The sequence below is a fragment of the Pseudomonas sp. GYB4201 genome, from assembly GCF_056312595.1.
On record NZ_JBWGIG010000001.1, the window covers coordinates 378,948 to 401,496 of the forward strand.

Genomic DNA, 22,549 nt, shown 5'->3' on the forward strand with positions numbered 1-22,549 from the left:
GGCCTTTCATACCGCCAGAGGGACCTGCAACATGAAACCGTTAATCGCGCTCACCGCCGCCTTATTGACCCTGCCCGCCTACGCCGATGATGCCCTGACCGAGCACGGCCCCTCGGTGCTGCTGGAAAACGCCTCCGGCGCCTACGACCGCTGGAAAGGCATCGGCCGCATCGAAAGCCTCGGCAACCGCCGTTGCAGCGCCGTGCTGATCGACACCCGCAGCACCGGTGGCGGCACAGACGCCCCGGCTTACGTACTCAGCAGTGGCCACTGCAACTACAGCGAGCTGGGCCTGGTCGCCACGGACCTGAAGACCCAGGGGCATATTGAGTTCAACTATTTCAAGGACACCGCCGCCCAGCGCCAGATCTATCCGCTGAAGCGCCTGGTGTGGAACAGCCTGCAGAACATTGACCTGGCGGTGATCGAGCTGGGAGTGCCCCTGCAACGGCTGATCGATGAAGGCATCGAGCCCCTCAAGCTGGCGGCGCGGCAGCCTGCGCTCAACGCCCCGATACTCGCGGTTGGCGCCCCGGAAGTTGCCGGTAGCGGCTACACCCTCAGGGCTTCGGCGTGCACCTTCGACGGCACCCGCGACATCGCCGAGTTCCCCTACGTGTCCAACGCCAACCTGCGCAACCGTTGCCAGGACGTGCTGCCTGGGGCTTCTGGAAGCCCGTTGCTGGACCGCGCGAGTGGCGAAATAATCGGCATCACCGGCACGACGACCCGGGGCTCCCAGGCGGCCGACAAATGCCTGAAAGATGCCCCCTGCGAGCTGGCCGATGGCCAAGGCACCTGGCACCCCGACACCAACTACGCCAGCCCCGTGACCCGGCTGCAAGCCTGCCTGGCCAACGGCCGGTTCGACCTGGCGCTGCCAGGCTGCGACCTGCAGCCCGCCTTCTCGGTCAACCTGCACCATCCCTACTACCTGACGCCCATGGTGCAAGCCGGCATCAGGCGCAAGGATTGGGACCTGCGCTTTTCCACCGACACCAGCCATTACATGCGCAAACTGGCCCGCCAACCGGGCCAGTGCCAGGACATCAACGGCTACAGCAAGGCACTGAGCAGCAAGCAGGCGCGCATCGAGCATCCAAAATTGACGGTGCCAGGCGTGCACCTGTTATGCGTGATCGGCTCGGACCTGGGCAGCGAGCCCGTGTCGCAACGCGCACTGAGCAATGCGTTCGTGCTGCCGATCCAGGTGGTCAAGGACGCACCGGCGCCGGTGTCGGACCTGACGCTGACGCGCCTTGAGACTGGCCGGGAAAGCGTGGTGTTCAACCATTCGACGCGAGTGCCGCATTACCAGTACAAATTCGGCAGCCCGGACTCGACCGACTGCGCTGCCGAGCAGGGTTACAAGCACGCCTACTATGCCTTCACCATTTCCCCACGCTCGATGCCGGCCAAGCTCTGCACCCGGGCTACCGACGTAGCCGGAAAGATGTCGGCGCCACGCACCGACCTGATCCAGTAAACCAGGTGCGTAGCAGCTGCCGAAGGCTGCGTCCCGGTGCACCGCAATGATGGGCACGGACGCAGCCTGCGGCAGCTGCTACGAGGGGTGTTTAGAGGTAACGGGCCATGATGTCGTCGACGATGCCTTCGCTGCGCATCTGGTCCAGCGCCTTCTGCAGGCGCACCACCACCTCGTCCGGGGTGTCCTTGTTCAGGGCCAGGTACAACTGCGCGCTGTTGAAGCGCAGCACCGTCTTGAGCCCGTTCACCCCTTCCAGCCGCGCCAGGTAGCGCCCGGCCGGGTCACCGGTGGCCCACACGTCGATCTCGCCATCCAGCAGTTTCTGGGCGTTGTCCTGGTCACGCAGGGCGATCACCGGGTGCATGCCCTCGCGGGTCAGGGTCTCGGCGATGGCGTCGCCCTTGTACGCGCCTATCTTCAGGCGCCGGGCCTGGGCCAGGCTGTCGAGCTTGAGCTTGCTGTCGGCACGCGCCAGCAGAATCCAGTCGTCAGGCCCGATGGGGCCCACCCACTTGAACGCCTGCTCGCGCTCGGGCAGCCGCGCGGTGACGAACACGCCGTAGCCGGGGCTTTGCATGGTCAGCTTGTAGATGCGGTCCCAGGGGAAACGCAGGGTCATGCTGTAGGGGATTTGCGCGCGCTTGAACATCTCGCGCACCACGTCGGCGGCGATGCCCTGGATGTTCTCTTCCCGGGCGAAGTTCTTGCCGTTGGCGGCCATGTTGTACGGCGGGAAATTCTCGGTCAGCAGCACCATGGAATAGTCGGCTGGCACCTCGGCGCGGGCGCCCAGGGCAAACGACAGGCTGACACTGGCGAGAAAGGCGAATGCAAAACGCTTCATGAGAGTCGAGCCCCAAATCCATGGCTGTCGAATGCAACACTAAGGCAATTTGCCATTACCCGCAATCACGCTGTAGCCGCTGCCGAAGGCTGCGCTGGCCCTCATCCACGCTGGAGATCTCCAGTGTGCTCCAGGGCCAGCGCAGCCTGGCGGCAGCGGCTACAGGGCTCAGCGGACGACGATGCCCTGCTTGGCCATGAACGCCTTCGCTTCCGGCACGGTGTATTCGCCGAAGTGGAAGATGCTGGCCGCCAGCACCGCGCTGGCGTGGCCTTCGAGCACGCCGTCGGCCAGGTGCTGCAGGTTGCCGACGCCGCCCGAAGCGATCACCGGGATGCCCAGCGCGTCGCTGATGGCGCGGGTGACGCCCAGGTCGAAGCCGTTCTTCATGCCGTCCTGGTCCATGCTGGTCAGCAGGATCTCGCCGGCACCCAGGCCTTCCATCTTCTTCGCCCACTCCACTGCGTCTAGCCCGGTAGGCTTGCGGCCGCCGTGGGTGAAGATCTCCCAACGCGGGGTTTCGCCCGGGCCGGAGACTTTCTTGGCGTCGATGGCCACCACGATGCACTGGGAACCGAAGTGCTGCGCCGCTTCACCGACGAATTCGGGGTTGAACACCGCCGCGGTGTTGATCGACACCTTGTCGGCACCGGCGTTGAGCAGGTTGCGGATGTCTTGCACGGTGCGCACGCCGCCGCCCACGGTCAGCGGGATGAACACCTGGCTGGCCATGCGCTCGACGGTGTGCAGGGTGGTATCACGGCCATCGACGCTGGCAGTGATGTCCAGGAAGGTGATTTCGTCCGCGCCCTGCTCGTCGTAGCGACGGGCGATTTCCACCGGGTCACCGGCGTCGCGGATGTTCTCGAACTTCACGCCCTTGACCACGCGGCCGTTGTCCACGTCCAGGCAAGGGATGATGCGTTTGGCCAGCGCCATGGGTCAGTCCTCAGCCTTTGTAGGAATCGCAGAACGCCTGGGCTTCGGCGACGTCCAGGGTGCCTTCGTAGATGGCACGGCCAGTGATGGCGCCAATGATGCCAGGGGCCTTGGCGCCCAGCAGGGCCTTGATGTCACCCAGGTTGTGGATGCCGCCGGAGGCGATGACCGGGATCTTGGTGGCCGCGGCCAGGGCAGCGGTGAACGGCACGTTGCAGCCCTGCATCATCCCGTCCTTGGCGATGTCGGTGTAGACGATGGCGCTGACGCCGTCGGCTTCGAAGCGCTTGGCCAGGTCAATGACCTGCACGCTGCTCACTTCAGCCCAGCCGTCGGTGGCGACGAAACCATCCTTGGCGTCCAGGCCGACGATGACCTTGCCCGGGAAGGCCTTGCAGGCCTCGGCCACGAACTCGGGCTCTTTCACGGCCTTGGTGCCGATGATCACGTAGCTGACGCCGGCTTTCACGTAGTGCTCGATGGTTTCCAGCGAGCGGATGCCGCCGCCGATCTGGATCGGCAGGTTGGGGTAGCGCTTGGCGATGGCGGTGACCACTTCGCCGTTGACCGGCTGGCCTTCGAAGGCGCCGTTCAGGTCGACCAGATGCAGACGGCGGCAGCCGCCCTCCACCCACTTGGCAGCCATGCTCACCGGGTCATCGGAGAACACCGTGGAATCTTCCATGCGGCCCTGGCGCAGACGTACGCAGGCACCGTCTTTGAGATCGATAGCGGGGATAATCAGCATCTGGCAAACCTTCAATTCGATTTTTCAGCGATGCTCGAGATCAGTTTTTCTCGAGCGCCCACAGGTCGCTTTCAATGCTCTCGAAACGCTCCTTGAGGTGCGCCTGAACATCGAAAATCGCCCTGTTGTAATAGTGCGGAGCAATTTCACGGGTAAACAGCTCAAGAATCTCCGCCGCCTCGAACGACCCCAGGTCCAGTTCGAACCGGTCCTCCATGAAGCGCTTGATCTTCGTGGTGGCTTCGTTCTCCTGCTCGGGGGTGAGCGTGAGGATCGGCGGTTTCTTCTTGCTCATTACCAGCGGCCGTCCCAGGCGGCGAAGTTCTGCAGCAGCTGCAGGCCATGGGTATGGCTCTTCTCCGGGTGGAACTGCACGGCAAAGCGCGAACCTTCGGCCAGCGCCGCGGCGAAATCGACGCCGTAGTGCCCACGGCCCACTACCTGGCCGGCCTTGGCGGCGGCGATGTAGTAGCTGTGCACGAAGTAGAAGCGCGCCAGGTCCGGAATGTTGTGCCACAGCGGGTGGTCGACGCTCTGGGTGACTTCGTTCCAGCCCATGTGCGGCACCTTCAGGTGCGCGCCGTCTTCGTGCAGGTCCTTGCCGAAGAACTTCACGTTGCCGGGGAACAGGCCGATGCAGTCGACGCCATCGTTCTCTTCGCTGTGGTCCAGCAGGGCCTGCATGCCCACGCAGATGCCCAGGAACGGGCGGTCCAGGCTGACTTCACGCACCAGGGCGTCGAAGCCCAGGCGCTTGATCTCGGCCATGCAGTCGCGAATCGCGCCCACGCCGGGGAACACCACGCGGTCGGCTTCGCGGATCACCGCAGCGTCGCTGGTGATCAGGACCTTGCCGGCACCCACGTGCTCCAGGGCCTTGGCCACCGAGTGCAGGTTGCCCATGCCATAGTCGATAACCGCTACCGTCTGCATTACAGGCAACCTTTGGTGGAAGGCATTTGCCCGGCCATGCGCTCGTCCAGGGTGATGGCCATGCGCAGTGCGCGGCCGAACGCCTTGAACACGGTCTCGATCTGGTGGTGGGTGTTGTGCCCACGCAGGTTGTCGATGTGCAGGGTGACGTTGGCGTGGTTGACGAAGCCCTGGAAGAATTCCTGGAACAGGTCAACGTCGAAGCCGCCGACGGAGGCGCGGGTGTAGGGCACGTGCATCTGCAGGCCTGGGCGGCCGGAGAAGTCGATGACCACGCGCGACAGCGCTTCGTCCAACGGCACGTAGGCGTGGCCGTAGCGGAAGATGCCTTTCTTGTCGCCGATGGCCTGGTTGAACGCCTGGCCCAGGGTGATACCCACGTCCTCGACGGTATGGTGGTCGTCGATATGCAGGTCGCCCTTGCACTCGATGTCCAGGTCGATCAGCCCGTGACGGGCGATCTGATCGAGCATGTGTTCAAGGAAGGGTACCCCGATATCGAATCGGGCCTTTCCGGTGCCATCCAGGTTGATCGAGGCTTTGATCTGGGTTTCCAGAGTGTTGCGCTCGACGGACGCCTTACGTTCGGCCATCACCAGCTCCGCAAAATCATTGGGCGAAAAAGGCAGACATTATAGGCCGGGCGGGCGCCAAACAGAAACAAAAGGGTTGAACAAGCCGACGCAAAACCCGTAGCCGCTGCCGAAGGCTGCGCTGACCCTTGAGTACACCCGCAAAATTTCCGGGGTGAATGAGGGCCAGCGCAGCCTGGCGGCAGCGGCTACGGGGAGGTACCCGCGCCGTTAGTGGAACAGCACGGCGGTTTTCTGCAGGGTCACGATCACGCCCCACGCCAGCGGAATACCCACCACCAGCCAGGCCAGCACGGCCAGCGGCTTGCTGCCCGGCGCGGCTTTCCACTCCAGCACGGTGCTGGCGTCGGCGCCCTTGTCATGGCCCAGCGCCTGCTCGGCGGCCAGCTGCGCTTCAGTCATGAAGTGCTTGTCGGCCACCGGCCGCACCAGTGCGTTGCAGAGGAAACCCAGCACCAGCAGGCCGGCGAGGATGTACAGGGTAATGTCATAGGCCGCGGCGCGTTCCACGCCGATGCTCAGCTGGTACTCGCGCAGGTAGTTCACCAACACCGGGCCCAGCACGCCGGCAGCGGCCCAGGCGGTCAGCAGGCGGCCGTGGATGGCACCGACCATTTGCGTGCCGAACAGGTCGGCCAGGTACGCCGGCACGGTGGCGAAACCGCCGCCGTACATGGACAGCACCACGCAGAACGCCGCCACGAACAGGGCGATGTTGCCCAGGTGGCCGAGGTTCGGCACCAGCGCGTACAGCGCCACGCCCAGGGCGAAGAACACGAAGTAGGTGTTCTTGCGGCCGATGAAGTCCGAGCACGAGGCCCAGAAGAAGCGCCCGCCAATGTTGAACAGGCTGAGCAGGCCGGTGAAACCAGCGGCAATGGCGCCGATCTGGGCCAATTGCGCCGCGCTGAGCTGGCTGAAGGTCAGGTCCAGGCCCAGCAGCTTGCCGCCGAACACTTCCTGCAGCAGCGGCGAGGCCATGCCGAGAATGCCGATGCCGGCCGACACGTTCAGGCACAGCACCAGCCATACCAGGGCGAACTGCGGGGTTTTCCACGCAACACTGACGTGTACATGGCGGTGGGTGATCATCGCGTTGCTGGCTTTCTTGACCGGCGCGGTCCAGCCCTCTGGCTTCCAGCCGGTAGGCGGCACACGGTACGACAGCGCACCACCGAGCATGAACACGAAGTAGATCGCCGCCATGGCCACGAAGCTCTGCCACACGCCGACGCTGCCGGGGGTAGCGAAGTGGCTCATCAGTGCCGCCGCCAGGGGCGCGCCCACCATGGCGCCGCCGCCGAAGCCCATGATCGCCATGCCGGTGGCCATGCCGCGCTTGTCCGGGAACCACTTGATCAGGGTCGACACCGGCGAGATGTAGCCCAGGCCCAGGCCAATACCGCCGATTACGCCGGAGCCCAGCCACATCAGCGCGATCTGGTGGGTGTACACGCCCAGCGCCGAAATCAGCAGGCCGCCGCACCAGCAGATGGCCGACACGGTGCCGGCCTTGCGTGGCCCGGCGTGTTCCAGCCAACCGCCCCAGATGGCTGCCGAGCAGCCCAGGAAGATGAAGAACAGGGTGTAGATCCAGCCGAGCATGGAGATCGGCCAGTCACAGGTGGACGAGAACACCTGGTCGAAAAAGCCCATGTCGGCCGGGCAGGCGGTGGCCGCCGTGATGCCGATGGCCTTGGACAGTGGCAGCCAGAACACCGAGAAGCCGTAGGCCATGCCGATGCACAGGTGAATGGCCAGGGCGGCCGGTGGCACCAGCCAGCGGTTGAACCCCGGCTTGGCGATGATGCGTTCCTTGGAGAAGAACGCCGGCCGTTCGGCCGCGACTCCCCCAGCAGTAATGGTGCTGCTCATTGTTGTACCCCTTTGATTTTTTTATGGTCCACGGCCCTCTTGGCCGCCCACGACCTTGAAGCACGCTGGCGTTCGATCGTTTTATCGGCAGCTGCAGGTTTTTCGCGACAAAAAGCCGCAACCTGACCGGTGAACGGCGAAAGATTACCATCGGATGGTTACAGTAGAAGCAATCTGATATCGCTTTTTACGCCGAAACTGCGCTGCTCGTTCAGCCAGCCGGGTGTAGAAATATGCTGAAACAGGTACGCCCGGCGGCAAATCCCCACTTGCCCACTCGGTTACCCTGCCGCCTGGCCCGTGGCGCTATACTCGCGGGCTAAATTTGAATTCGACACTACAAGGACTCGCCCATGAAAGCGTTCGGCAAAATCCTGGGGCTGTGTATTCTCGGGCTGTTGCTGATCATTGTGGCGCTCGGTTTCGCCGTGACCCACTTCTTCGATCCCAACGACTACAAAGACGAGATCCGCAAGCTGGCCCGCGACAAGGCCCACGTCGAGCTGACCCTCAATGGCGACATCGGCTGGAGCCTGTTCCCCTGGCTGGGCCTGGAGCTGCACGACGCCAGCATCGCCACCTTGCAGAACCCCACCACGCCGTTCGCCGACCTGCAGATGCTGGGCCTGTCGGTGCGCGTGCTGCCGCTGCTGCGCCGTGAAGTGCAGATGAGCGACGTGCGCGTGGAAGGCCTGAGCCTGACCCTGACCCGCGACGAGAACGGCCACGGCAACTGGCAGGACATCGGCAAGCCGCTGCCCAAGGCGCCGGCCCCCGACGAGGTGGTGAACCCCAACATCGCCAACCCCGCCGCCGACACCCAGGGCGCCCCGGACAAGGCCGACCGCCCGGTGAAACTGGACATCGACAGCCTCACCGTGAACAACGCCCGCGTGCATTACAGCGACGCCAAGAGCGGCCGCGAGCTGAGCGCCGAAAGCATCCAGCTGAGCACCGGCGCCGTGCATGACGGCATCGACATCCCGGTCAAGCTCACCGCCTTCCTGGGCACCAACCAGCCCAACCTGCGCGCGCGCACCGAAATCAATGGCGAGCTGCGCATGGAACGCGCGCTCAAGCGCTACCAGTTCAGCGACATGAAGGTGGCCGGCGAAGCCAGCGGCGACCCACTGCAAGGCAAGACCGTGACCTATTCGGCCCAGGGCAACCTGAACGTCGACATGGGCGCCAACGTGGCCGACTGGAGCAACCTGAAGCTGTCGTTCAACCAGCTGCGTGCGCTGGGCGAGCTGAACGCCCGCGACCTGGGCACCGAGCCCAAGGTCAGCGGCGGCATTTCCATCGCCCAGATGGACCTGCGCGCGTTCATGGACGGCCTCAACCAGACCCTGCCGGCCATGGCCGATGGCAGCCTGACCCAATTCGAGATGGTCACCCGCCTGGAAGGCACGCCCAACAGCCTGGCGCTGAACAACCTGGCGGTGAAGCTGGACGGCAGCAGCCTGGTCGGCAGCCTGGCGGTGACCGACTTCGCCAAACAAGCCATCACCGTGCAGCTCAAGGGCGATACGTTCAACGCCGACCGCTACCTGAAGCCCACCAGTGCCGAAGCCTCCAGCGCTGGCGCAGCGCGCGACGCCGAGGTCAAGACCACCGAGGCCACGGCCATCGGTGGCGGCGGCGACAGCCCGCTGCCCAGCGCCCCCACCCAGGGCGCCTGGAGCAACGACACGCTGCTGCCGGTGGAACGCCTGCGCAAGCTTGAGCTGTCCGCCGACCTGAGCTTCGGCCAGCTCACCCTGCACCAGTGGCCCATCGACGACGCCAGCCTCAAGGCCCAGGGCCAGGGCGGCCTGATCACCCTGAAAAACCTGTCCGGCGGGCTCTACGACGGCACCTTCAGCACCAAGGGCAGCCTCGACGTGCGCCCGGACAAACCGCTGGTGGCGCTGCAGACCCAGCTGAACAAGGTGCCGGTGGAGCACTTCATCAAGGGCAAGGACGGCAAGCCCGCCCCCGTGCGCGGCCTGATGACCCTCAACAGCAACCTGACCGGCACCGGCAACAGCCAGAAGGCGCTGATCGACAGCCTCAACGGCACCGCCAACTTCGCCCTCACCGACGGCGTGCTGGTCAACGCCAACCTGGAACAGCAGGTGTGCCAGGGCATCGCCACCCTCAACCGCAAGGAACTGAGCAGCATCCCGCGCGGCAAGGACACGCCCTTCCAGGAACTCAAGGGCAGCGTGGTGGTGCGCAACGGCGTGGCCAGCAACCAGGACCTGAAGGTGCGCATCCCCGGTATCACCGTGAACGGCGACGGCGACATCGACCTGCGCGTGCTGGGCATGGACTACAAGGTGGGCGTGGTGGTGGACGGCGACAAGAGCGACATGCCCGACCCCGCCTGCCAGGTCAACGAACGTTTCGCCGGCATTGAATGGCCACTGCGCTGCCGCGGTCCGATCGAACTGGGGGCCAAGGCCTGCCGTATCGACCGCGAAGGCATGGGCAAGGTAGCTGCCAAGGTTGCCGGCGACAGGATCACCGAAAAACTGGAAGAAAAATTCGGCGACAAGGTCAGCCCCGAGCTGAAAAACACGCTGAAAGGTCTGTTCAAACGATGAACCCAGAGCAATTTTCCACCGCAGTACTGGAATGGTTCGACCGCAACGGCCGTCACGACCTGCCCTGGCAACAGGGCATCACCCCCTACCGGGTGTGGGTGTCGGAGATCATGCTGCAGCAGACCCAGGTCAGCACCGTGCTGAACTACTTCGACCGCTTCATGGCCTCGCTGCCCACGGTCCAGGCACTGGCCGAGGCGCCCGAAGACGAAGTGCTGCACCTGTGGACCGGGCTGGGCTACTACACCCGCGCGCGCAACCTGCAGAAGACCGCGAAGATCGTCGTCGAGCAGTACGGCGGCGAATTCCCCCGCGACGTTGAAAAACTGACCGACCTGCCCGGCATCGGCCTGTCCACCGCCGGCGCCATCGCCAGCATCAGCATGGGCCTGCGCGCGCCTATCCTGGACGGCAACGTCAAGCGCGTGCTGGCACGCTACACCGCGCAGGAGGGCTACCCAGGCGAACCCAAGGTGGCCAGGCAGCTGTGGGCCAACGCCGAGCGCTACACCCCGCACACCCGGGTGAACAACTACACCCAGGCGATGATGGACCTGGGCGCCACTCTGTGCACCCGCACCAAGCCCAGCTGCCTGCTGTGCCCGCTGGAAAAGGGCTGCCAGGCGCACATGCTGGGCCTGGAGATTCGCTACCCGGTGCCCAAGCCGAAGAAGGCCGTGCCGCTCAAGCACACGCTGATGCCCCTGCTGATGAACCGCGAGGGCGCCATCCTGCTTTACCGCAGGCCCTCCAGCGGCCTGTGGGGCGGGCTGTGGAGCCTGCCCGAGCTGGACCGCTACGAGGACATCGAGCACCTCACCGCCCAGCACGCCCTGGTGATGGCGGCGCCCAAGGCCCTGGAGCCGCTGACGCACACCTTCAGCCACTTCCAGCTGGCCATCGCGCCGTGGCTGGTGCACGTCGAAGAGTCGGCCCACCACGTGGCCGAGGCCGACTGGCTCTGGTATAACCTCGCCACCCCGCCGCGCCTGGGCCTTGCCGCCCCGGTGAAGAAACTGCTGAAACGCGCGGCCGATGCCTTGAATGCAGGAGAGTTGTCATGACCCGCACCGTAATGTGCCGCAAGTACAAAGAAGAGCTGCCAGGCCTTGAGCGCCCACCCTACCCGGGTGCCAAGGGCCAGGACATCTTCGAACACGTTTCGCAGAAGGCCTGGGCCGACTGGCAGAAGCACCAGACGCTGCTGATCAACGAAAAGCGCCTGAACATGATGAATGCCGAAGACCGCAAATACCTGCAGGGCGAAATGGACAAGTTCTTCAGCGGCGAGGATTACGCCCAGGCCGAAGGCTACGTGCCGCCGAGCGAATGAGCCCGGAAAAACGTAAGCGGAGGAATTAATTAAAAATTTTTTGCGATCGTGCTTGACGCAAGGTCGAAAAAGCCTTTTAATGCGCCCCGTTGCCCAGATAGCTCAGTCGGTAGAGCAGAGGATTGAAAATCCTCGTGTCGGCGGTTCGACTCCGTCTCTGGGCACCACCTTCCGCTTTCAGGTGGTGCATGCAGTACCTGAAAGCCACAAGAAACCCGCCTAGTGCGGGTTTTTTGTTGTCTGCGATTCTTCGATCTCGTATAAATGCCGACACACGGTGGGCGGCACCAGGCCCCGTTCTGGGCTAAGATTGCCGCTGTTTGGCCCTTTGCCATTACCGCTCCGCATTGGCTGCTGATGGACCCCAAACATGAGGCAGGATCGCCTGCCCTCATCAAACGACCACTGGTGGGCGCCCAAAGGACTGTCAGGCATGAAACATCGCATCTTCCACTCTACCGACCTCCCCGAACGCTTGCCCTCGCTGGCCGAGGAACTGGGCGTCACCCTCGACCGGCTGAAAGCGGTTTACCAATGGGGCATGAGCAACAACGTGCTGTTCGCCGAGGGCGAAGGTGAGCAGGCGCGCTACAGCATCTGCTCGGTGAATATCGAGACCACCATCGACGACCCCCTGGCCAAGCGCCTGTACCAGCGCCTGCGGCAGGACATCCCCACCACCCTGGTGCCGCGCTACGGCAAGAACTGGGCGACCCTCAAGGACCGCTGGCTGCGGGTGTGGGAGCAGACCTACAACATCATCATCAACAAGATCCCCAGCCACAACGTGCGCCTGGCCTGGCTGCGTCTAGGGGGTGCGAAGATCGGCAAGGGCTCGACCATCTGGCGCAACACCGAAGTGCTGGGCGTGGAAAACCTGGTCATCGGCAACGACAGCGTGATTGCCTGGCACTGCCAGATCGACGCGCGCGCCGGGCTGATCATCGGCGACCACGTGGCCATCGCCTCCCACGTGCTGATCATCGCCGGCAGCCATGACCTCACCGCCCCCGAGTTCTGGTCGGTGTCCGGGCCCATCCACATCGACGACTACGCCTGGATCGCCACCCGCGCCCTGATCGGCCACAGCGTGCGCATCGGCCGCGGCGCCGTGGTGACGGCCAACACCCTGGTGGCGAAGAATATCGCGCCCTACAAGATCGTCGGCGGCAGCGGCGCCAAGCCCATGGGCGAGCGCCCCCACGACCTGAACTACAAGGTAGGCGGCAAGGGCCTGTTCACCCTGATGTACTAATGTTTGGCAGCACTCCCCGTCTTCGGCTGGTATCGTGCACCGCCTGTGCAACCGAACGACGAGGAATTGACCATGAGCACCCAGGAAAAAATGACCGGGGACCTGTTTGAAGTAGACAAGCGCTTGTCGCTCAAGCCCGTCACCGATTTCAACAGCTACCTGCGAGCCGCCTTTGGCGACGGCACGTGCACCTGCGTGCGTTGCCTGGCCAGCAGTGGCGATGAAACCGGCTACGAGTTCCAGCACACCTTCAACCTCGAAGGCCAGGCGCTGAACCGCCGCTACGCGCTGACCGCCGGCAGCGACGTGCTGCTGGTGCTGAAAAAGGCCTGGCTGTCGTACACCAAGACCGAGCTGGGCAACGGCGCGATCCTGGACCTGGCCGCCATCAAGGGCTTCGTCGAGCCAGAGCTGCACAAGCGCCTGGTGCCGCTGTTCCTGGCCAGCGGCCTGGTGAAGGACATCGACGGCAACCTGCACATCCAGCCCCAGGCTGCCTGATACCGTAGCAGCGGCCACAGGCCGCGTCCAAGGCGCCGCGGTGCGCCCTGCGGATCGCGTTGTTTGCATCGCGGCCAAGGCCGGCTCCTACCACGCACGTAACGCAGTTTCTGTAGCAGCGGCCGCAGGCCGCGTCCAAGGCGCCGCGGTGCACCCGGACGCCGCCTTCGGCAGCTGCTACAGGGCCGCTGCAGCGCGGCCAAGGCCGGCTCGTACCACGCACGGTGTAGGCTTCCGGCAACGCGGTTTCAAGACTGGAAGCGGTCGCCGACCTGGGCGGTGGCGTACCAGGCGATGATCGCTTCCATGCCTGGCTCGCCTTCGGCGACGGTCCAGGGCATGTAGTCCTCTTCGGGGATCGGCGTGTACTCGCCGTCCTTCACTTCGAAAATCACCGCGCCCTCGTCCAGCGACAACACCGCGTGCCAGACGCCGGCCGGGGTCTCGACCATCTTCGTCTCTTCACCCAGCACCACGCGGTCGGTCACCTCGCCCGCGTCATTGAAATGCAGCACCACGAAACGCCCACGCAGCGAGTGCAGCAGCTCGAAGGTGTGCGGGTGGCGGTGGGCGCGCACGTAGGTGCCCGGCTCCATGGCCACGGCCAGGCGCTGGGTGGGGTCGACCAATTGCGGGTGCATGTTGTGGTGGGCGCGCAGGCGTGGAGACTGCTGGGCGCGGGCGGTGAGCTCGTCGAGGAGCGCGGTGTTGATCTGCTTCATGGGGCTGGGCACGGTTCGAATTGAAAGGCCCAGTATGCCTGCCGGTTAGTGAAATTCTCCTGAACGCCGCCCACAAAAAAGCCGCTGCCATTGCTGGCAGCGGCTTTTTTGTGGGCCTTGGACGCGACCTTTGGCCGCTGCTACGGGTTACCTGTAGCAGCGGCTGCAGGCCGCGTCAGCAAGCACCGCACATCACTTGCCGAACGCAGCCTGGCCTTGCGGCAAAGCCTTGCGACGACGGTCAACCAGCAGGCCAGCCGCAACCACGGCAATGGTCAGCAGGCCGGTGGCAACGATCTCGATGCGGTGGTCGACACGAATGGCCATCACGGTCAGCACGCCCACGATGAACACGATCACCGCCCAGGTCAGCACCGGGAACGCCCACATCTTGAACTCGACCTTCTCGCCCTTCTGCTCACGCTGCTTGCGCATGCGCAGTTGCGACACGGCAATCACCAGGTACACCAGCAGCGCGATGGCGCCGGAGCTGGCCAGCAGGAAGTCGAACACTTCAGCCGGGGCAACGTAGTTGGCGAACACGGCCAGGAAGGCAGCAGCGGTGGACAGCAGCACGGCCCAGTACGGGGTGCCGCCTTTGCTGGTGCGCTGGGCCATCTTCGGCGCGTCGCCACGCTTGCTCAGCGAGTAGAGCATGCGCGAGGAGGTGTACAGCGCCGAGTTCAGGCAGCTGGTCACGGCAACCAGTACCACCACGTCAACGATCATCTTGGCGTTGGGGATACCGATCAGGTTCAGCACGGTCTGGTACGAACCGATGGCCGGCAGGCTTGGGTTGTTCCACGGCACCAGGGCCACGACCAGGAAGATCGACACGAGGTAGAACAGGAAGATCCGCCAGATCACCGAGTTGGTGGCCTTGGTGATCTGCTTGCCCGGGTCCTTCGATTCGGCAGCGGCGATGGTGACGATCTCGGTACCCATGAACGAGAACATGGTGGTCAGCATGGCTGCAACCACGGCGCCCAGGCCGTTGGGCATGAAGCCTACGGTGTCGACGATGTGGCTGACACCGCTGACCTGGCTGCCCGGCACGAAACCGAACACGGCAGCAGCGCCCAGGATGATGAAGCCGATGATGGCGATTACCTTGATCAGCGCGAACCAGAACTCGAATTCACCATAGTTCTTCACGTTGAGCAGGTTGGTACCGGTCAGCACCAGGGTAATCAGCAGGGTGAACACCCACACGGCGATGTCCGGGAACCAGGCATGCAGGATGCCGGCGGCGGCGTTGGCCTCCAGCGGAATTACCAGTACCCAGAACCACCAGTACAGCCAGCCGATGGTGAAACCGGCCCAGTGGCCGATGGCGCGGTCAGCGTAGGTGGAGAACGAACCGGTGTCTGGTTGCGCGATGGCCATCTCGGCCAGCATGCGCATTACCAGCACTACCAGCGTACCGGCAGCAGCGTAGGCCAGCAGCACGGCAGGGCCGGCCTCGGCGATCGCGTGGCCGGAACCCACGAACAAGCCGGCGCCGATAACGCCGGCGATGGACAGCATGGTGACGTGACGCTGTTTGAGCCCCGACCCGAGGTCGTTGTGGTTGTGCTTATTGCTCATAAAACTACCTATGCAAAGAATAGCGTTCGGTCCAGCAATTGGCGTTACACCTACCCGTGTTGTGGGAATGCAACATGCCGTTGAGGATTTTTGACGCAAATATTGCGCCAAAACCTTTCACCGGTGATGCCAAAGCGCTAGGACGGCCTTTTGAGCCCTATTGGTCAAGCCCTTGATCAAAATGACATTTCGGTACACCTGTAACCAAGGGTTACCGGCCTACACAATAACAGGACGAAATGTCGCACCAAAAACTGACTTCGGTAACACCAATGCACAATTTAAGTGCAACCAAAGGTGCAACCTGGCATGGCCTTTTACGACAAAAACGTGCAACCAACGGACGTCACTGGGCACAGTGCACACCGGTCGGTTTAATGAATGGTTACTTTCCATTGGCGGCCAAAACTGGCACCATCGCGCCTTTTTTCACGCGCACCCGCTTGCGCGCGGGCCCCATGGGCGTTGGTCGGCGACATGCCGCTACAGCCATGCGACACCCCGTGCCCGTGCCCACTGCCATAACGGCGGCGCCATGCTAGTTTGGCGCACCGCTTCAGGGCGGGAACGCAACCGTATAGATGAGGACCGCACATGGCCCAGGCCACGCCCGCGCTGGAAATCCGCAACCTGCACAAACGTTACGGACAGCTTGAGGTGCTCAAGGGCGTTTCGCTGAGCGCCCAGGAAGGCGCCGTGATCTCGATCCTGGGCTCGTCCGGCTCGGGCAAGTCGACCCTGCTGCGCTGCACCAACCTGCTGGAGAACCCCCACGAGGGGCAGATCTTCGTGGCCGGTGAAGAGCTCAAGCTCAAGGCTGCACGCAACGGCGAGCTGGTGGCGGCCGACAACCGCCAGATCAACCGCATGCGCAGCGAAATCGGCTTCGTGTTCCAGAACTTCAACCTCTGGCCGCACATGACCGTGCTCGACAACATCATCGAGGCGCCGCGCCGCGTGCTGGGCCAGAGCAAGGCCGAGGCCATTGAAGTGGCTGAGGCGCTGCTGGCCAAGGTCGGCATCGCCGACAAGCGCCACGTGTACCCCAACCAGCTGTCCGGCGGCCAGCAGCAGCGCGCGGCCATCGCGCGCACCCTGGCCATGCAGCCTAAAGTAATCCTGTTCGACGAGCCCACCTCGGCGCTGGACCCCGAAATGGTCCAGGAAGTGCTGACCGTCATCCGCAACCTGGCCGAAGAAGGCCGTACCATGTTGCTGGTCACCCACGAGATGAGCTTCGCCCGTCAGGTGTCCAGCGAAGTGGTGTTCCTGCACCAGGGCCTGGTGGAAGAACAAGGCACACCTGATCAAGTATTCGACAACCCAGTGTCGGCACGCTGCAAACAATTCATGTCCAGCAACCGTTAACGGAGCATCACGCATGCAGACTTACAAAAAATTGATCCTGGCCGTTGCCGCCAGCCTGGCGATGAGCGCCAACGTGATGGCCGACACCCTGAAGATGGGCATCGAAGCCGCCTACCCTCCCTTCAACAGCAAGGACGCCAGCGGCAACGTCGTCGGCTTCGACGCCGACATCGGCAAGGCCCTGTGCGCCAAGATGAAGGTCGAGTGTGAAATCGTCACCTCCGACTGGGACGGCATCATCCCGGCCCTGAACGCCAAGAAGTTCGACTTCCTGATCTCGTCCATGTCCATCACCGACGAACGCAAGCAGGCCGTTGACTTCACCGACCCCTACTACACCAACAAGCTGCAGTTCATCGCCGCCAAGAACGTCGACTTCAAGGTGGACAAGGACGCGCTGAAAGACAAGATCATCGGCACCCAGCGCTCCACCCTGTCGGGCACCTGGCTGGAAGACAACATGCCGGACGTGCAGGTGAAACTGTACGACACCCAGGAAAACGCCTACCTGGACCTGACCTCGGGCCGCCTGGACGGCATCCTGGCCGACAAGTACGCCAACTACGAGTGGCTGAAATCGCCAGCCGGCAAGGACTACGAGTTCAAGGGCGAGCCTGTGGAGCAGAGCGACAAGATCGGTATCGCCGTGCGCAAGGGCGACGCCCTGCGTGAGAAGCTGAACGCCGCCCTGAAGGAAATCAAGGCCGACGGCACCTACAAGAAGATCAACGACAAGTACTTCCCGTTCAGCATCGAATGACCTGCCCGACTGCCGCCGCGCCCGGTGCGCGGCGGCTGGTCCTCAAAAAAGCCTGCCCATGAACATTGATCTCCACGGATTCGGCCCGGCCCTGGCGGCTGGCGCGCTGATGACTGTCAAACTCGCGCTGTCGGCCCTGTGCCTGGGCCTGGTCCTGGGCCTGCTCGGCGCGCTCGCCAAGACCTCGCCCTACAAGGCGCTGCAAGCGCTGGGCGGCACCTATTCCACCATCGTGCGCGGCGTACCCGAACTGCTGTGGGTACTGCTGCTGTACTTCGGCACCGTCAACATGATGGCCGCGCTGGGCGGCTGGCTGGGCATGCCCGAGCTGACCCTGAGCCCCTTCGCCGCCGGCGTCATCGCCCTGGGCCTGTGCTTTGGTTCGTACGCCACGGAAGTGTTCCGCGGCGCCATCATCGCCATCCCCAAGGGCCACCGCGAGGCCGGCCAGGCCCTGGGCCTGTCCAAGCTGCGCATCTTCACCCGGCTGATCCTGCCGCAAATGTGGCGCATCGCCCTGCCGGGCCTGGGCAACCTGTTCATGATCCTGATGAAGGACACCGCCCTGGTCTCCGTCATCGGGCTTGAGGAAATCATGCGCAACGCCCAGAACGCCGTCACCGACACCAAGCTGGCGTTCAATTTCTACATGGTGGCCGCGGTGATGTACCTGGGCCTGACCGTGCTGGCCATGATCGGCATGCACTTCATGGAAAAATACGCCGCACGCGGCTTCACGAGGGCCGCGCAATGAACTGGGAAGTAATCATCAAGTGGCTGCCCAAGCTCACCCAGGGCGCCACCGTGACCCTGGAGCTGGTGGCCATTGCCGTGCTGGCCGGGCTGATCCTGGCCGTGCCGCTGGGCATCGCCCGCAGCTCGCGCAAGTGGTACGTCAGCGCCCTGCCCTACGGCTACATCTTCTTCTTCCGCGGCACGCCGCTGCTGGTGCAGCTGTTTTTGGTGTACTACGGCGCCGCGCAGTTCGACGCCGTGCGCCACAGCGCCCTGTGGCCCTACCTGCGTGACCCATTCTGGTGCGCCGCCGCCACCATGACCCTGCACACCGCCGCCTACATTGCCGAGATCCTGCGGGGCGCCATCCAGGCCATCCCCAAGGGCGAGATCGAAGCCGCGCGCGCCCTGGGCATGTCGCGCACCAAGGCGCTGCTGTTCATCATGCTGCCGCGCGCCGTGCGCATCGGCCTGCCGGCCTACAGCAACGAAGTGATCCTGATGCTCAAGGCCAGCGCCCTGGCCAGCACCGTCACCCTGCTGGACCTGACCGGCATGGCGCGTACCATCATCGCCCGCACCTACCTGCCGGTGGAAATCTTCTTCGCCGCCGGCGTACTGTACCTGCTGATCTCGTTCGTGCTGGTGCAAGGCTTCAAAGGCCTGGAGCGCTGGTTGCGCGTGGACGCCTGCCAAGGCCGGTAACCGCTACCCCAACCCCCGTAGCAGCGGCCGCCAGGCCGCGTCCGGCCCCACCACCGAAGACGCCGCCTGGCGGCAGCTGCTACGAGGGTTACACCCCATGAACCTTGCCACCCACTTCCAGGCCCTCGACGCCTTCCTGCTGGCCCACCAGCCCCTCTGGCGCCCCAAGCCCTTCACCCAGCTCACCCTGCCGTGGGAAACCGCCCACCCGCAACTGGCCAGCTGGCTACGCAAGCGCACCCTGGAACAGGCCGAAGCCGAGCACAACCATCCCGAACTGCTCGACGCCCCCGCGCCCTACCCCGCCATCGCCGCCCAGGCCGCCGCCCTCAGCGAACTGCCCACGCTAGCCACCGGCGCCCTGCAACCCTGCCACGCGCGCCTCAACGTCGATGTGCCCGGGCGTAAATGGCAACAAATCGAAGCCTTCGCCGACGCCCTCACCTTCCAGCGCCCCACCCACGGCTGGCTGGACTGGTGCGCCGGCAAAGGCCACCTGGGCCGCCGCCTGCTGCAGCCAGCGCAAAGCCTCACCTGCTACGAATACGACCCCGCCCTGGTCGACGCCGGCCAGGCCCTGAGCCAGCACCACCAGCTCAGCGCCGACCACCGCCTGCAAGACGTCATGGCCGCCGACTGCCACCTGCCTGTGGACAAAGCCGCCGTAGCCCTGCACGCCTGCGGCGACCTGCACGTACGCCTGCTGCAACGCGCCGCCGCCGACGGCTGCCCGCAACTGGCCATCGCCCCCTGCTGCTACAACCGCACCGCCGCCGACCACTACCAGCCCCTCTCCAGCACCGCAGCCACCAGCGCCCTGCGCCTGAGCCGCGACGACCTCGGCCTGCCCCTCAGCGAAACCGTCACCGCCGGCGCCCGCGTCCGCCGCCAGCGCGACCAGTCCATGGCCTGGCGCCTGGCCTTCGACCTGCTGCAACGCCAGGCAAGCGGCACCGACACCTACCTGCCCACCCCCTCGCTGCCCAGCGCCTGGCTAGCCAAACCCTTCCCAGACTACTGCCGCGAACTGGCACAGCTGAAAGGCGTCCCGCTGCCTGTGGACATCCCCTGGCAAACCGCCGAAGCCAACGGCTGGCAACGCCTGGCCCAAGTGCGCAACCTGGAGCTGGTGCGCAACCTGTTCCGCCGCCCGCTGGAGCTATGGCTAACCCTGGACCGCGCCCTGTTCCTGCAGGAAAACGGCTACCAGGTACGGCTGGGCGTTTTCTGCACACCCCAGCTCACCCCCCGCAACCTCATGCTGCTGGCAGAACGCCCAGAATCGTTTCAAAACTAACACACAGCCTGTGGATAACTCTGTGGGCAGAATCCCCAGCAAGCTAAGAAAATCGCTGGATCCAACGAAGTTTTCCAACTGGTCATTTTTTGTTCATCATTTATTCCGCAGCAAAAACAGCCATTTGCGCAAAGAGTGCAAAATCGGCACCGCGCTAGGGGGCGTTTGGTCTGTTCACCGGGGGATTGTGCATAAGCGTTTTTGGCGGTGGCAGCAGTTGCCATGAAAATAGTGCAAATTGGGGGTTGCCTAGGGCCGACGAGTCGCTATAATCAGCGCCCTCACATGCCGGTATAGCTCAGATGGTAGAGCAACTGACTTGTAATCAGTAGGTCCCGGGTTCGATTCCTGGTGCCGGCACCATTTGAGGTTCCAGAGAAGGCTTTCAAAATCTCTGCAACCCTTGAAAAACCCGCCTTCTGGCGGGTTTTTTCGTTTTGGCGTTCCGTCGGATTCCGGTGGCAGCCAGTACTTTTAAGGGTAAAGATTAGGGTAGGTTTCAATTCGATAATAAGGAGTACCCTTATGTCGCGTACAACCGCACCTCTTACCGACACCGCTTGCCGCTCGGCAAAGCCTGCAGACCGCGCCTACAAGCTCTTCGATGGCGACGGGCTCTACCTCCTCGTTCAACCGAATGGCCGCAAGGGCTGGCGTTTTCGCTATGTGAAGCCTGACGGGCGAGAGGGCCTGACCTCTTTCGGCAACTACCCGGTGATAACCCTCGCCGATGCACGACGGAAACGGCTCGAGGCGAAAAGGCAGCTGGCGAATGGCGTTGATCCCATTGAGTCAAAGCGTGACGCCAAGACCACGGCTGCTATCAACGGCCGCACATTCGAAGACGTAGCGTTGGACTGGCACAGGGAAATGTCTGCCAAGTGGGCGCCCGGCCACTCCAAAACCGTACTGAGCCGGCTCAAGACTCACGTCTTCCCCTTGATTGGCGCCCGAGCCATCGTCGATCTGGATACCCACGACCTGATGACGCCGCTTGAGGCAATCAAGAAGCGCGGCACGATCGACGTTGCCTTAAGGGTACAAAACTACCTCCAGAGCATAATGCGGGAAGCCAAACGGCTCCGGCTGATCACCCAGAACCCGGCGCACGATCTCGAAGGCTCAATAAAGGCCCCCCGCGTAAAACATAGGCCAGCACTGCCACTGGCTCGCCTGCCAGAACTGCTGGAACTCATAGACACCTATCGCGGCAGGGCCCTAACGCGGCTGACGGTGATGCTCTCCTTGCACGTGTTCGTGCGCTCCAGCGAATTGCGCTTCGCTCGCTGGAATGAATTTGACCTCAAGCGCGGTATCTGGGAGATCCCCGACACCCGCCCAGCGCTGGACGGCGTACCCTTTTCCACACGGGGTACAAAAATGGCAGGAGACATTCACCTTGTACCCTTATCCCCGCAAGCGGTGACCTTGCTGGAGCAGATCCACAAGATCACCGGCAAATTCGACCTAGTGTTTGCCGGAGACGCCAAACCATGGAAACCGATGTCCGAGAACACGGTGAACGCTGCCTTGAGGACGATGGGCTACGACACCAAGGTAGACATCTGCGGCCACGGGTTCCGCTCCATGGCGTGCAGTGCGTTGATCGAGTCCGGCTTGTGGTCGGAGACGGCCATCGAGCGCCAGATGAGCCATAAGGAGCGCAACAATGTGCGCGCCGCGTATATCCACAAGGCCGAGTTCCTTGAGGAGCGTCGGATGATCATGACTTGGTGGAGCCGGTTTCTGGAGGCAAACCGCGAGGACCATGTGACGCCGCATGAATTTGCCAAGCAGTCGGGTGAGAACGTCACGCGCATTCGCAGTGCCAGGTGGGCCGAGTAGCCCGCCGCCCCACCGCTACAAACTCGTTCTGAAGTTACATGCCGCGCCGCATGAAGCTCCTCCGCGCGGGTCCTTTTAAACGGGGCTGCAAAGCCGCCCCGTTTAAAAGGACCGACCGTTGAAAAAATACGGCTGGCACAGCTAAGCGTCTGTCGAAATCCAACATTGTCCACCGGAGGATAGTTTTATCCACAGGCGCTAATTATCTGAAATCAGGCCGCTTGACGACTTTTGTCCACAGGCGTAAACCAGACATTGCAAGCGCTGCCGAGGCAGCAAATGTGGCCAGAAACCTGAAAGGTCACGCCCCTCGTGAGGCGGTTCATCCCAAGTACGATTCGCGTCCGGTAGCTCGTACGGTCACTACCCATGTGATGGATGCCTACTCAATATCGTTGCCACTGCGGCAACCACCCTACCCTTATGCCCAGC

General features: G+C 63.5%; 21 protein-coding genes and 2 tRNA genes. 14 read left to right on the forward strand and 9 right to left on the reverse strand.

Going from position 1 to position 22,549, the window contains the following annotated elements:
• Positions 1–31 precede the first annotated feature (31 nt).
• Positions 32–1,486, forward strand: coding sequence for a trypsin-like serine peptidase (locus tag AC0Z2B_RS01685; protein WP_476294876.1), 1,455 nt, complete (start codon positions 32–34; stop codon positions 1,484–1,486).
• A gap of 91 nt (positions 1,487–1,577) precedes the next feature.
• Here the strand turns inward: AC0Z2B_RS01685 and AC0Z2B_RS01690 are convergent, their stop codons facing one another.
• From AC0Z2B_RS01690 to AC0Z2B_RS01720, 7 genes are all read right to left on the reverse strand, one after another.
• Positions 1,578–2,333, reverse strand: coding sequence for a substrate-binding periplasmic protein (locus AC0Z2B_RS01690; RefSeq protein WP_476294877.1), 756 nt, complete (start codon positions 2,331–2,333; stop codon positions 1,578–1,580).
• A 168-nt stretch (positions 2,334–2,501) separates the two neighbouring features.
• Positions 2,502–3,272, reverse strand: a complete 771-nt coding sequence (hisF, locus tag AC0Z2B_RS01695) for an imidazole glycerol phosphate synthase subunit HisF (RefSeq protein ID WP_027979889.1) — start codon at positions 3,270–3,272, stop codon at positions 2,502–2,504.
• 10 nt (positions 3,273–3,282) lie between these two features.
• On the reverse strand, positions 3,283–4,020 hold the full coding sequence (gene hisA / locus AC0Z2B_RS01700; protein ID WP_476294878.1) for a 1-(5-phosphoribosyl)-5-[(5-phosphoribosylamino)methylideneamino]imidazole-4-carboxamide isomerase: 738 nt from the start codon (positions 4,018–4,020) through the stop codon (positions 3,283–3,285).
• 40 nt (positions 4,021–4,060) lie between these two features.
• Positions 4,061–4,315 carry a DUF2164 domain-containing protein gene (locus AC0Z2B_RS01705; RefSeq protein ID WP_416421985.1) on the reverse strand — a complete coding sequence of 85 codons (255 nt, stop codon included), beginning with the start codon at positions 4,313–4,315 and terminating at the stop codon, positions 4,061–4,063.
• Entirely contained in the window at positions 4,315–4,953 is a 639-nt protein-coding gene (gene hisH, locus AC0Z2B_RS01710; protein ID WP_416421984.1) for an imidazole glycerol phosphate synthase subunit HisH, read from the reverse strand. The genes AC0Z2B_RS01705 and hisH overlap by 1 nt, the downstream gene beginning before the upstream one ends.
• Positions 4,953–5,546, reverse strand: a complete 594-nt coding sequence (gene hisB, locus AC0Z2B_RS01715; RefSeq protein WP_008367877.1) for an imidazoleglycerol-phosphate dehydratase HisB — start codon at positions 5,544–5,546, stop codon at positions 4,953–4,955. Before hisB ends, hisH begins: the two co-directional genes overlap by 1 nt.
• A gap of 210 nt (positions 5,547–5,756) precedes the next feature.
• Positions 5,757–7,421, reverse strand: a complete 1,665-nt coding sequence (locus tag AC0Z2B_RS01720) for an OFA family MFS transporter (RefSeq protein ID WP_416421983.1) — start codon at positions 7,419–7,421, stop codon at positions 5,757–5,759.
• A gap of 353 nt (positions 7,422–7,774) precedes the next feature.
• On the opposite strand from AC0Z2B_RS01720, the gene AC0Z2B_RS01725 reads away from it, so the two are divergent.
• The 6 genes from AC0Z2B_RS01725 (at position 7,775) to AC0Z2B_RS01750 (ending at position 13,098) form a co-directional block, all read left to right on the forward strand.
• Positions 7,775–10,009, forward strand: a complete 2,235-nt coding sequence (locus AC0Z2B_RS01725; RefSeq protein ID WP_476294879.1) for an AsmA family protein — start codon at positions 7,775–7,777, stop codon at positions 10,007–10,009.
• Positions 10,006–11,073: an A/G-specific adenine glycosylase gene (gene mutY, locus AC0Z2B_RS01730; RefSeq protein WP_416421981.1), complete on the forward strand. Its 1,068-nt coding sequence runs from the start codon at positions 10,006–10,008 to the stop codon at positions 11,071–11,073. The genes AC0Z2B_RS01725 and mutY overlap by 4 nt, the downstream gene beginning before the upstream one ends.
• On the forward strand, positions 11,070–11,342 hold the full coding sequence (locus AC0Z2B_RS01735; protein WP_008367870.1) for an oxidative damage protection protein: 273 nt from the start codon (positions 11,070–11,072) through the stop codon (positions 11,340–11,342). The genes mutY and AC0Z2B_RS01735 overlap by 4 nt, the downstream gene beginning before the upstream one ends.
• A 91-nt stretch (positions 11,343–11,433) precedes the next feature.
• Positions 11,434–11,509 (forward strand) — tRNA-Phe (locus tag AC0Z2B_RS01740).
• Positions 11,510–11,775: 266 nt separating this feature from the next.
• A complete protein-coding gene (locus tag AC0Z2B_RS01745; RefSeq protein WP_416421980.1) occupies positions 11,776–12,597 on the forward strand; it encodes an acyltransferase in 822 nt (273 codons plus the stop codon).
• A 72-nt stretch (positions 12,598–12,669) separates the two neighbouring features.
• The gene (locus tag AC0Z2B_RS01750; RefSeq protein ID WP_416421979.1) at positions 12,670–13,098 is read left to right on the forward strand and encodes a hypothetical protein; all 429 of its coding nucleotides are present in this window, start codon (positions 12,670–12,672) and stop codon (positions 13,096–13,098) included.
• Positions 13,099–13,346: 248 nt separating this feature from the next.
• Here the strand turns inward: AC0Z2B_RS01750 and AC0Z2B_RS01755 are convergent, their stop codons facing one another.
• On the reverse strand, positions 13,347–13,820 hold the full coding sequence (locus AC0Z2B_RS01755) for a WbuC family cupin fold metalloprotein (RefSeq protein ID WP_473005120.1): 474 nt from the start codon (positions 13,818–13,820) through the stop codon (positions 13,347–13,349).
• A 192-nt stretch (positions 13,821–14,012) separates the two neighbouring features.
• On the reverse strand, positions 14,013–15,407 hold the full coding sequence (gabP, locus tag AC0Z2B_RS01760) for a GABA permease (protein WP_473005119.1): 1,395 nt from the start codon (positions 15,405–15,407) through the stop codon (positions 14,013–14,015).
• A 594-nt stretch (positions 15,408–16,001) separates the two neighbouring features.
• On the opposite strand from gabP, the gene AC0Z2B_RS01765 reads away from it, so the two are divergent.
• From AC0Z2B_RS01765 to AC0Z2B_RS01795, 7 genes are all read left to right on the forward strand, one after another.
• Complete coding sequence (locus AC0Z2B_RS01765; RefSeq protein ID WP_473005118.1) at positions 16,002–16,775, forward strand: ATP-binding cassette domain-containing protein; 774 nt, start codon at positions 16,002–16,004, stop codon at positions 16,773–16,775.
• Between the two features lie 13 nt (positions 16,776–16,788).
• On the forward strand, positions 16,789–17,535 hold the full coding sequence (locus tag AC0Z2B_RS01770; protein WP_416421974.1) for an ABC transporter substrate-binding protein: 747 nt from the start codon (positions 16,789–16,791) through the stop codon (positions 17,533–17,535).
• Positions 17,536–17,593: 58 nt separating this feature from the next.
• Positions 17,594–18,289: an ABC transporter permease gene (locus AC0Z2B_RS01775; RefSeq protein WP_416421973.1), complete on the forward strand. Its 696-nt coding sequence runs from the start codon at positions 17,594–17,596 to the stop codon at positions 18,287–18,289.
• On the forward strand, positions 18,286–18,975 hold the full coding sequence (locus tag AC0Z2B_RS01780; RefSeq protein ID WP_416421972.1) for an ABC transporter permease: 690 nt from the start codon (positions 18,286–18,288) through the stop codon (positions 18,973–18,975). The genes AC0Z2B_RS01775 and AC0Z2B_RS01780 overlap by 4 nt, the downstream gene beginning before the upstream one ends.
• Before the next feature lie 97 nt (positions 18,976–19,072).
• Positions 19,073–20,272, forward strand: a complete 1,200-nt coding sequence (locus AC0Z2B_RS01785; RefSeq protein ID WP_476294880.1) for a methyltransferase — start codon at positions 19,073–19,075, stop codon at positions 20,270–20,272.
• Positions 20,273–20,559: 287 nt separating this feature from the next.
• A tRNA-Thr gene (locus AC0Z2B_RS01790) sits at positions 20,560–20,635 on the forward strand.
• Positions 20,636–20,797: 162 nt separating this feature from the next.
• Complete coding sequence (locus tag AC0Z2B_RS01795) at positions 20,798–22,117, forward strand: tyrosine-type recombinase/integrase (protein WP_476294881.1); 1,320 nt, start codon at positions 20,798–20,800, stop codon at positions 22,115–22,117.
• Positions 22,118–22,549: the final 432 nt, after the last annotated feature.

Excerpts from the sequence above, each read along its gene's own strand:
- AC0Z2B_RS01685 (WP_476294876.1), top strand. The coding sequence starts at position 32 with ATGAAACCGTTAATCGCGCTCACCGCCGCCTTATTGACCCTGCCCGCC.
- AC0Z2B_RS01690 (WP_476294877.1), bottom strand. The coding sequence starts at position 2,333 with ATGAAGCGTTTTGCATTCGCCTTTCTCGCCAGTGTCAGCCTGTCGTTT.
- hisF (WP_027979889.1), bottom strand. The coding sequence starts at position 3,272 with ATGGCGCTGGCCAAACGCATCATCCCTTGCCTGGACGTGGACAACGGC.
- hisA (WP_476294878.1), bottom strand. The coding sequence starts at position 4,020 with ATGCTGATTATCCCCGCTATCGATCTCAAAGACGGTGCCTGCGTACGT.
- AC0Z2B_RS01705 (WP_416421985.1), bottom strand. The coding sequence starts at position 4,315 with ATGAGCAAGAAGAAACCGCCGATCCTCACGCTCACCCCCGAGCAGGAG.
- hisH (WP_416421984.1), bottom strand. The coding sequence starts at position 4,953 with ATGCAGACGGTAGCGGTTATCGACTATGGCATGGGCAACCTGCACTCG.
- hisB (WP_008367877.1), bottom strand. The coding sequence starts at position 5,546 with ATGGCCGAACGTAAGGCGTCCGTCGAGCGCAACACTCTGGAAACCCAG.
- AC0Z2B_RS01720 (WP_416421983.1), bottom strand. The coding sequence starts at position 7,421 with ATGAGCAGCACCATTACTGCTGGGGGAGTCGCGGCCGAACGGCCGGCG.
- AC0Z2B_RS01725 (WP_476294879.1), top strand. The coding sequence starts at position 7,775 with ATGAAAGCGTTCGGCAAAATCCTGGGGCTGTGTATTCTCGGGCTGTTG.
- mutY (WP_416421981.1), top strand. The coding sequence starts at position 10,006 with ATGAACCCAGAGCAATTTTCCACCGCAGTACTGGAATGGTTCGACCGC.
- AC0Z2B_RS01735 (WP_008367870.1), top strand. The coding sequence starts at position 11,070 with ATGACCCGCACCGTAATGTGCCGCAAGTACAAAGAAGAGCTGCCAGGC.
- AC0Z2B_RS01745 (WP_416421980.1), top strand. The coding sequence starts at position 11,776 with ATGAAACATCGCATCTTCCACTCTACCGACCTCCCCGAACGCTTGCCC.
- AC0Z2B_RS01750 (WP_416421979.1), top strand. The coding sequence starts at position 12,670 with ATGAGCACCCAGGAAAAAATGACCGGGGACCTGTTTGAAGTAGACAAG.
- AC0Z2B_RS01755 (WP_473005120.1), bottom strand. The coding sequence starts at position 13,820 with ATGAAGCAGATCAACACCGCGCTCCTCGACGAGCTCACCGCCCGCGCC.
- gabP (WP_473005119.1), bottom strand. The coding sequence starts at position 15,407 with ATGAGCAATAAGCACAACCACAACGACCTCGGGTCGGGGCTCAAACAG.
- AC0Z2B_RS01765 (WP_473005118.1), top strand. The coding sequence starts at position 16,002 with ATGGCCCAGGCCACGCCCGCGCTGGAAATCCGCAACCTGCACAAACGT.
- AC0Z2B_RS01770 (WP_416421974.1), top strand. The coding sequence starts at position 16,789 with ATGCAGACTTACAAAAAATTGATCCTGGCCGTTGCCGCCAGCCTGGCG.
- AC0Z2B_RS01775 (WP_416421973.1), top strand. The coding sequence starts at position 17,594 with ATGAACATTGATCTCCACGGATTCGGCCCGGCCCTGGCGGCTGGCGCG.
- AC0Z2B_RS01780 (WP_416421972.1), top strand. The coding sequence starts at position 18,286 with ATGAACTGGGAAGTAATCATCAAGTGGCTGCCCAAGCTCACCCAGGGC.
- AC0Z2B_RS01785 (WP_476294880.1), top strand. The coding sequence starts at position 19,073 with ATGAACCTTGCCACCCACTTCCAGGCCCTCGACGCCTTCCTGCTGGCC.
- AC0Z2B_RS01795 (WP_476294881.1), top strand. The coding sequence starts at position 20,798 with ATGTCGCGTACAACCGCACCTCTTACCGACACCGCTTGCCGCTCGGCA.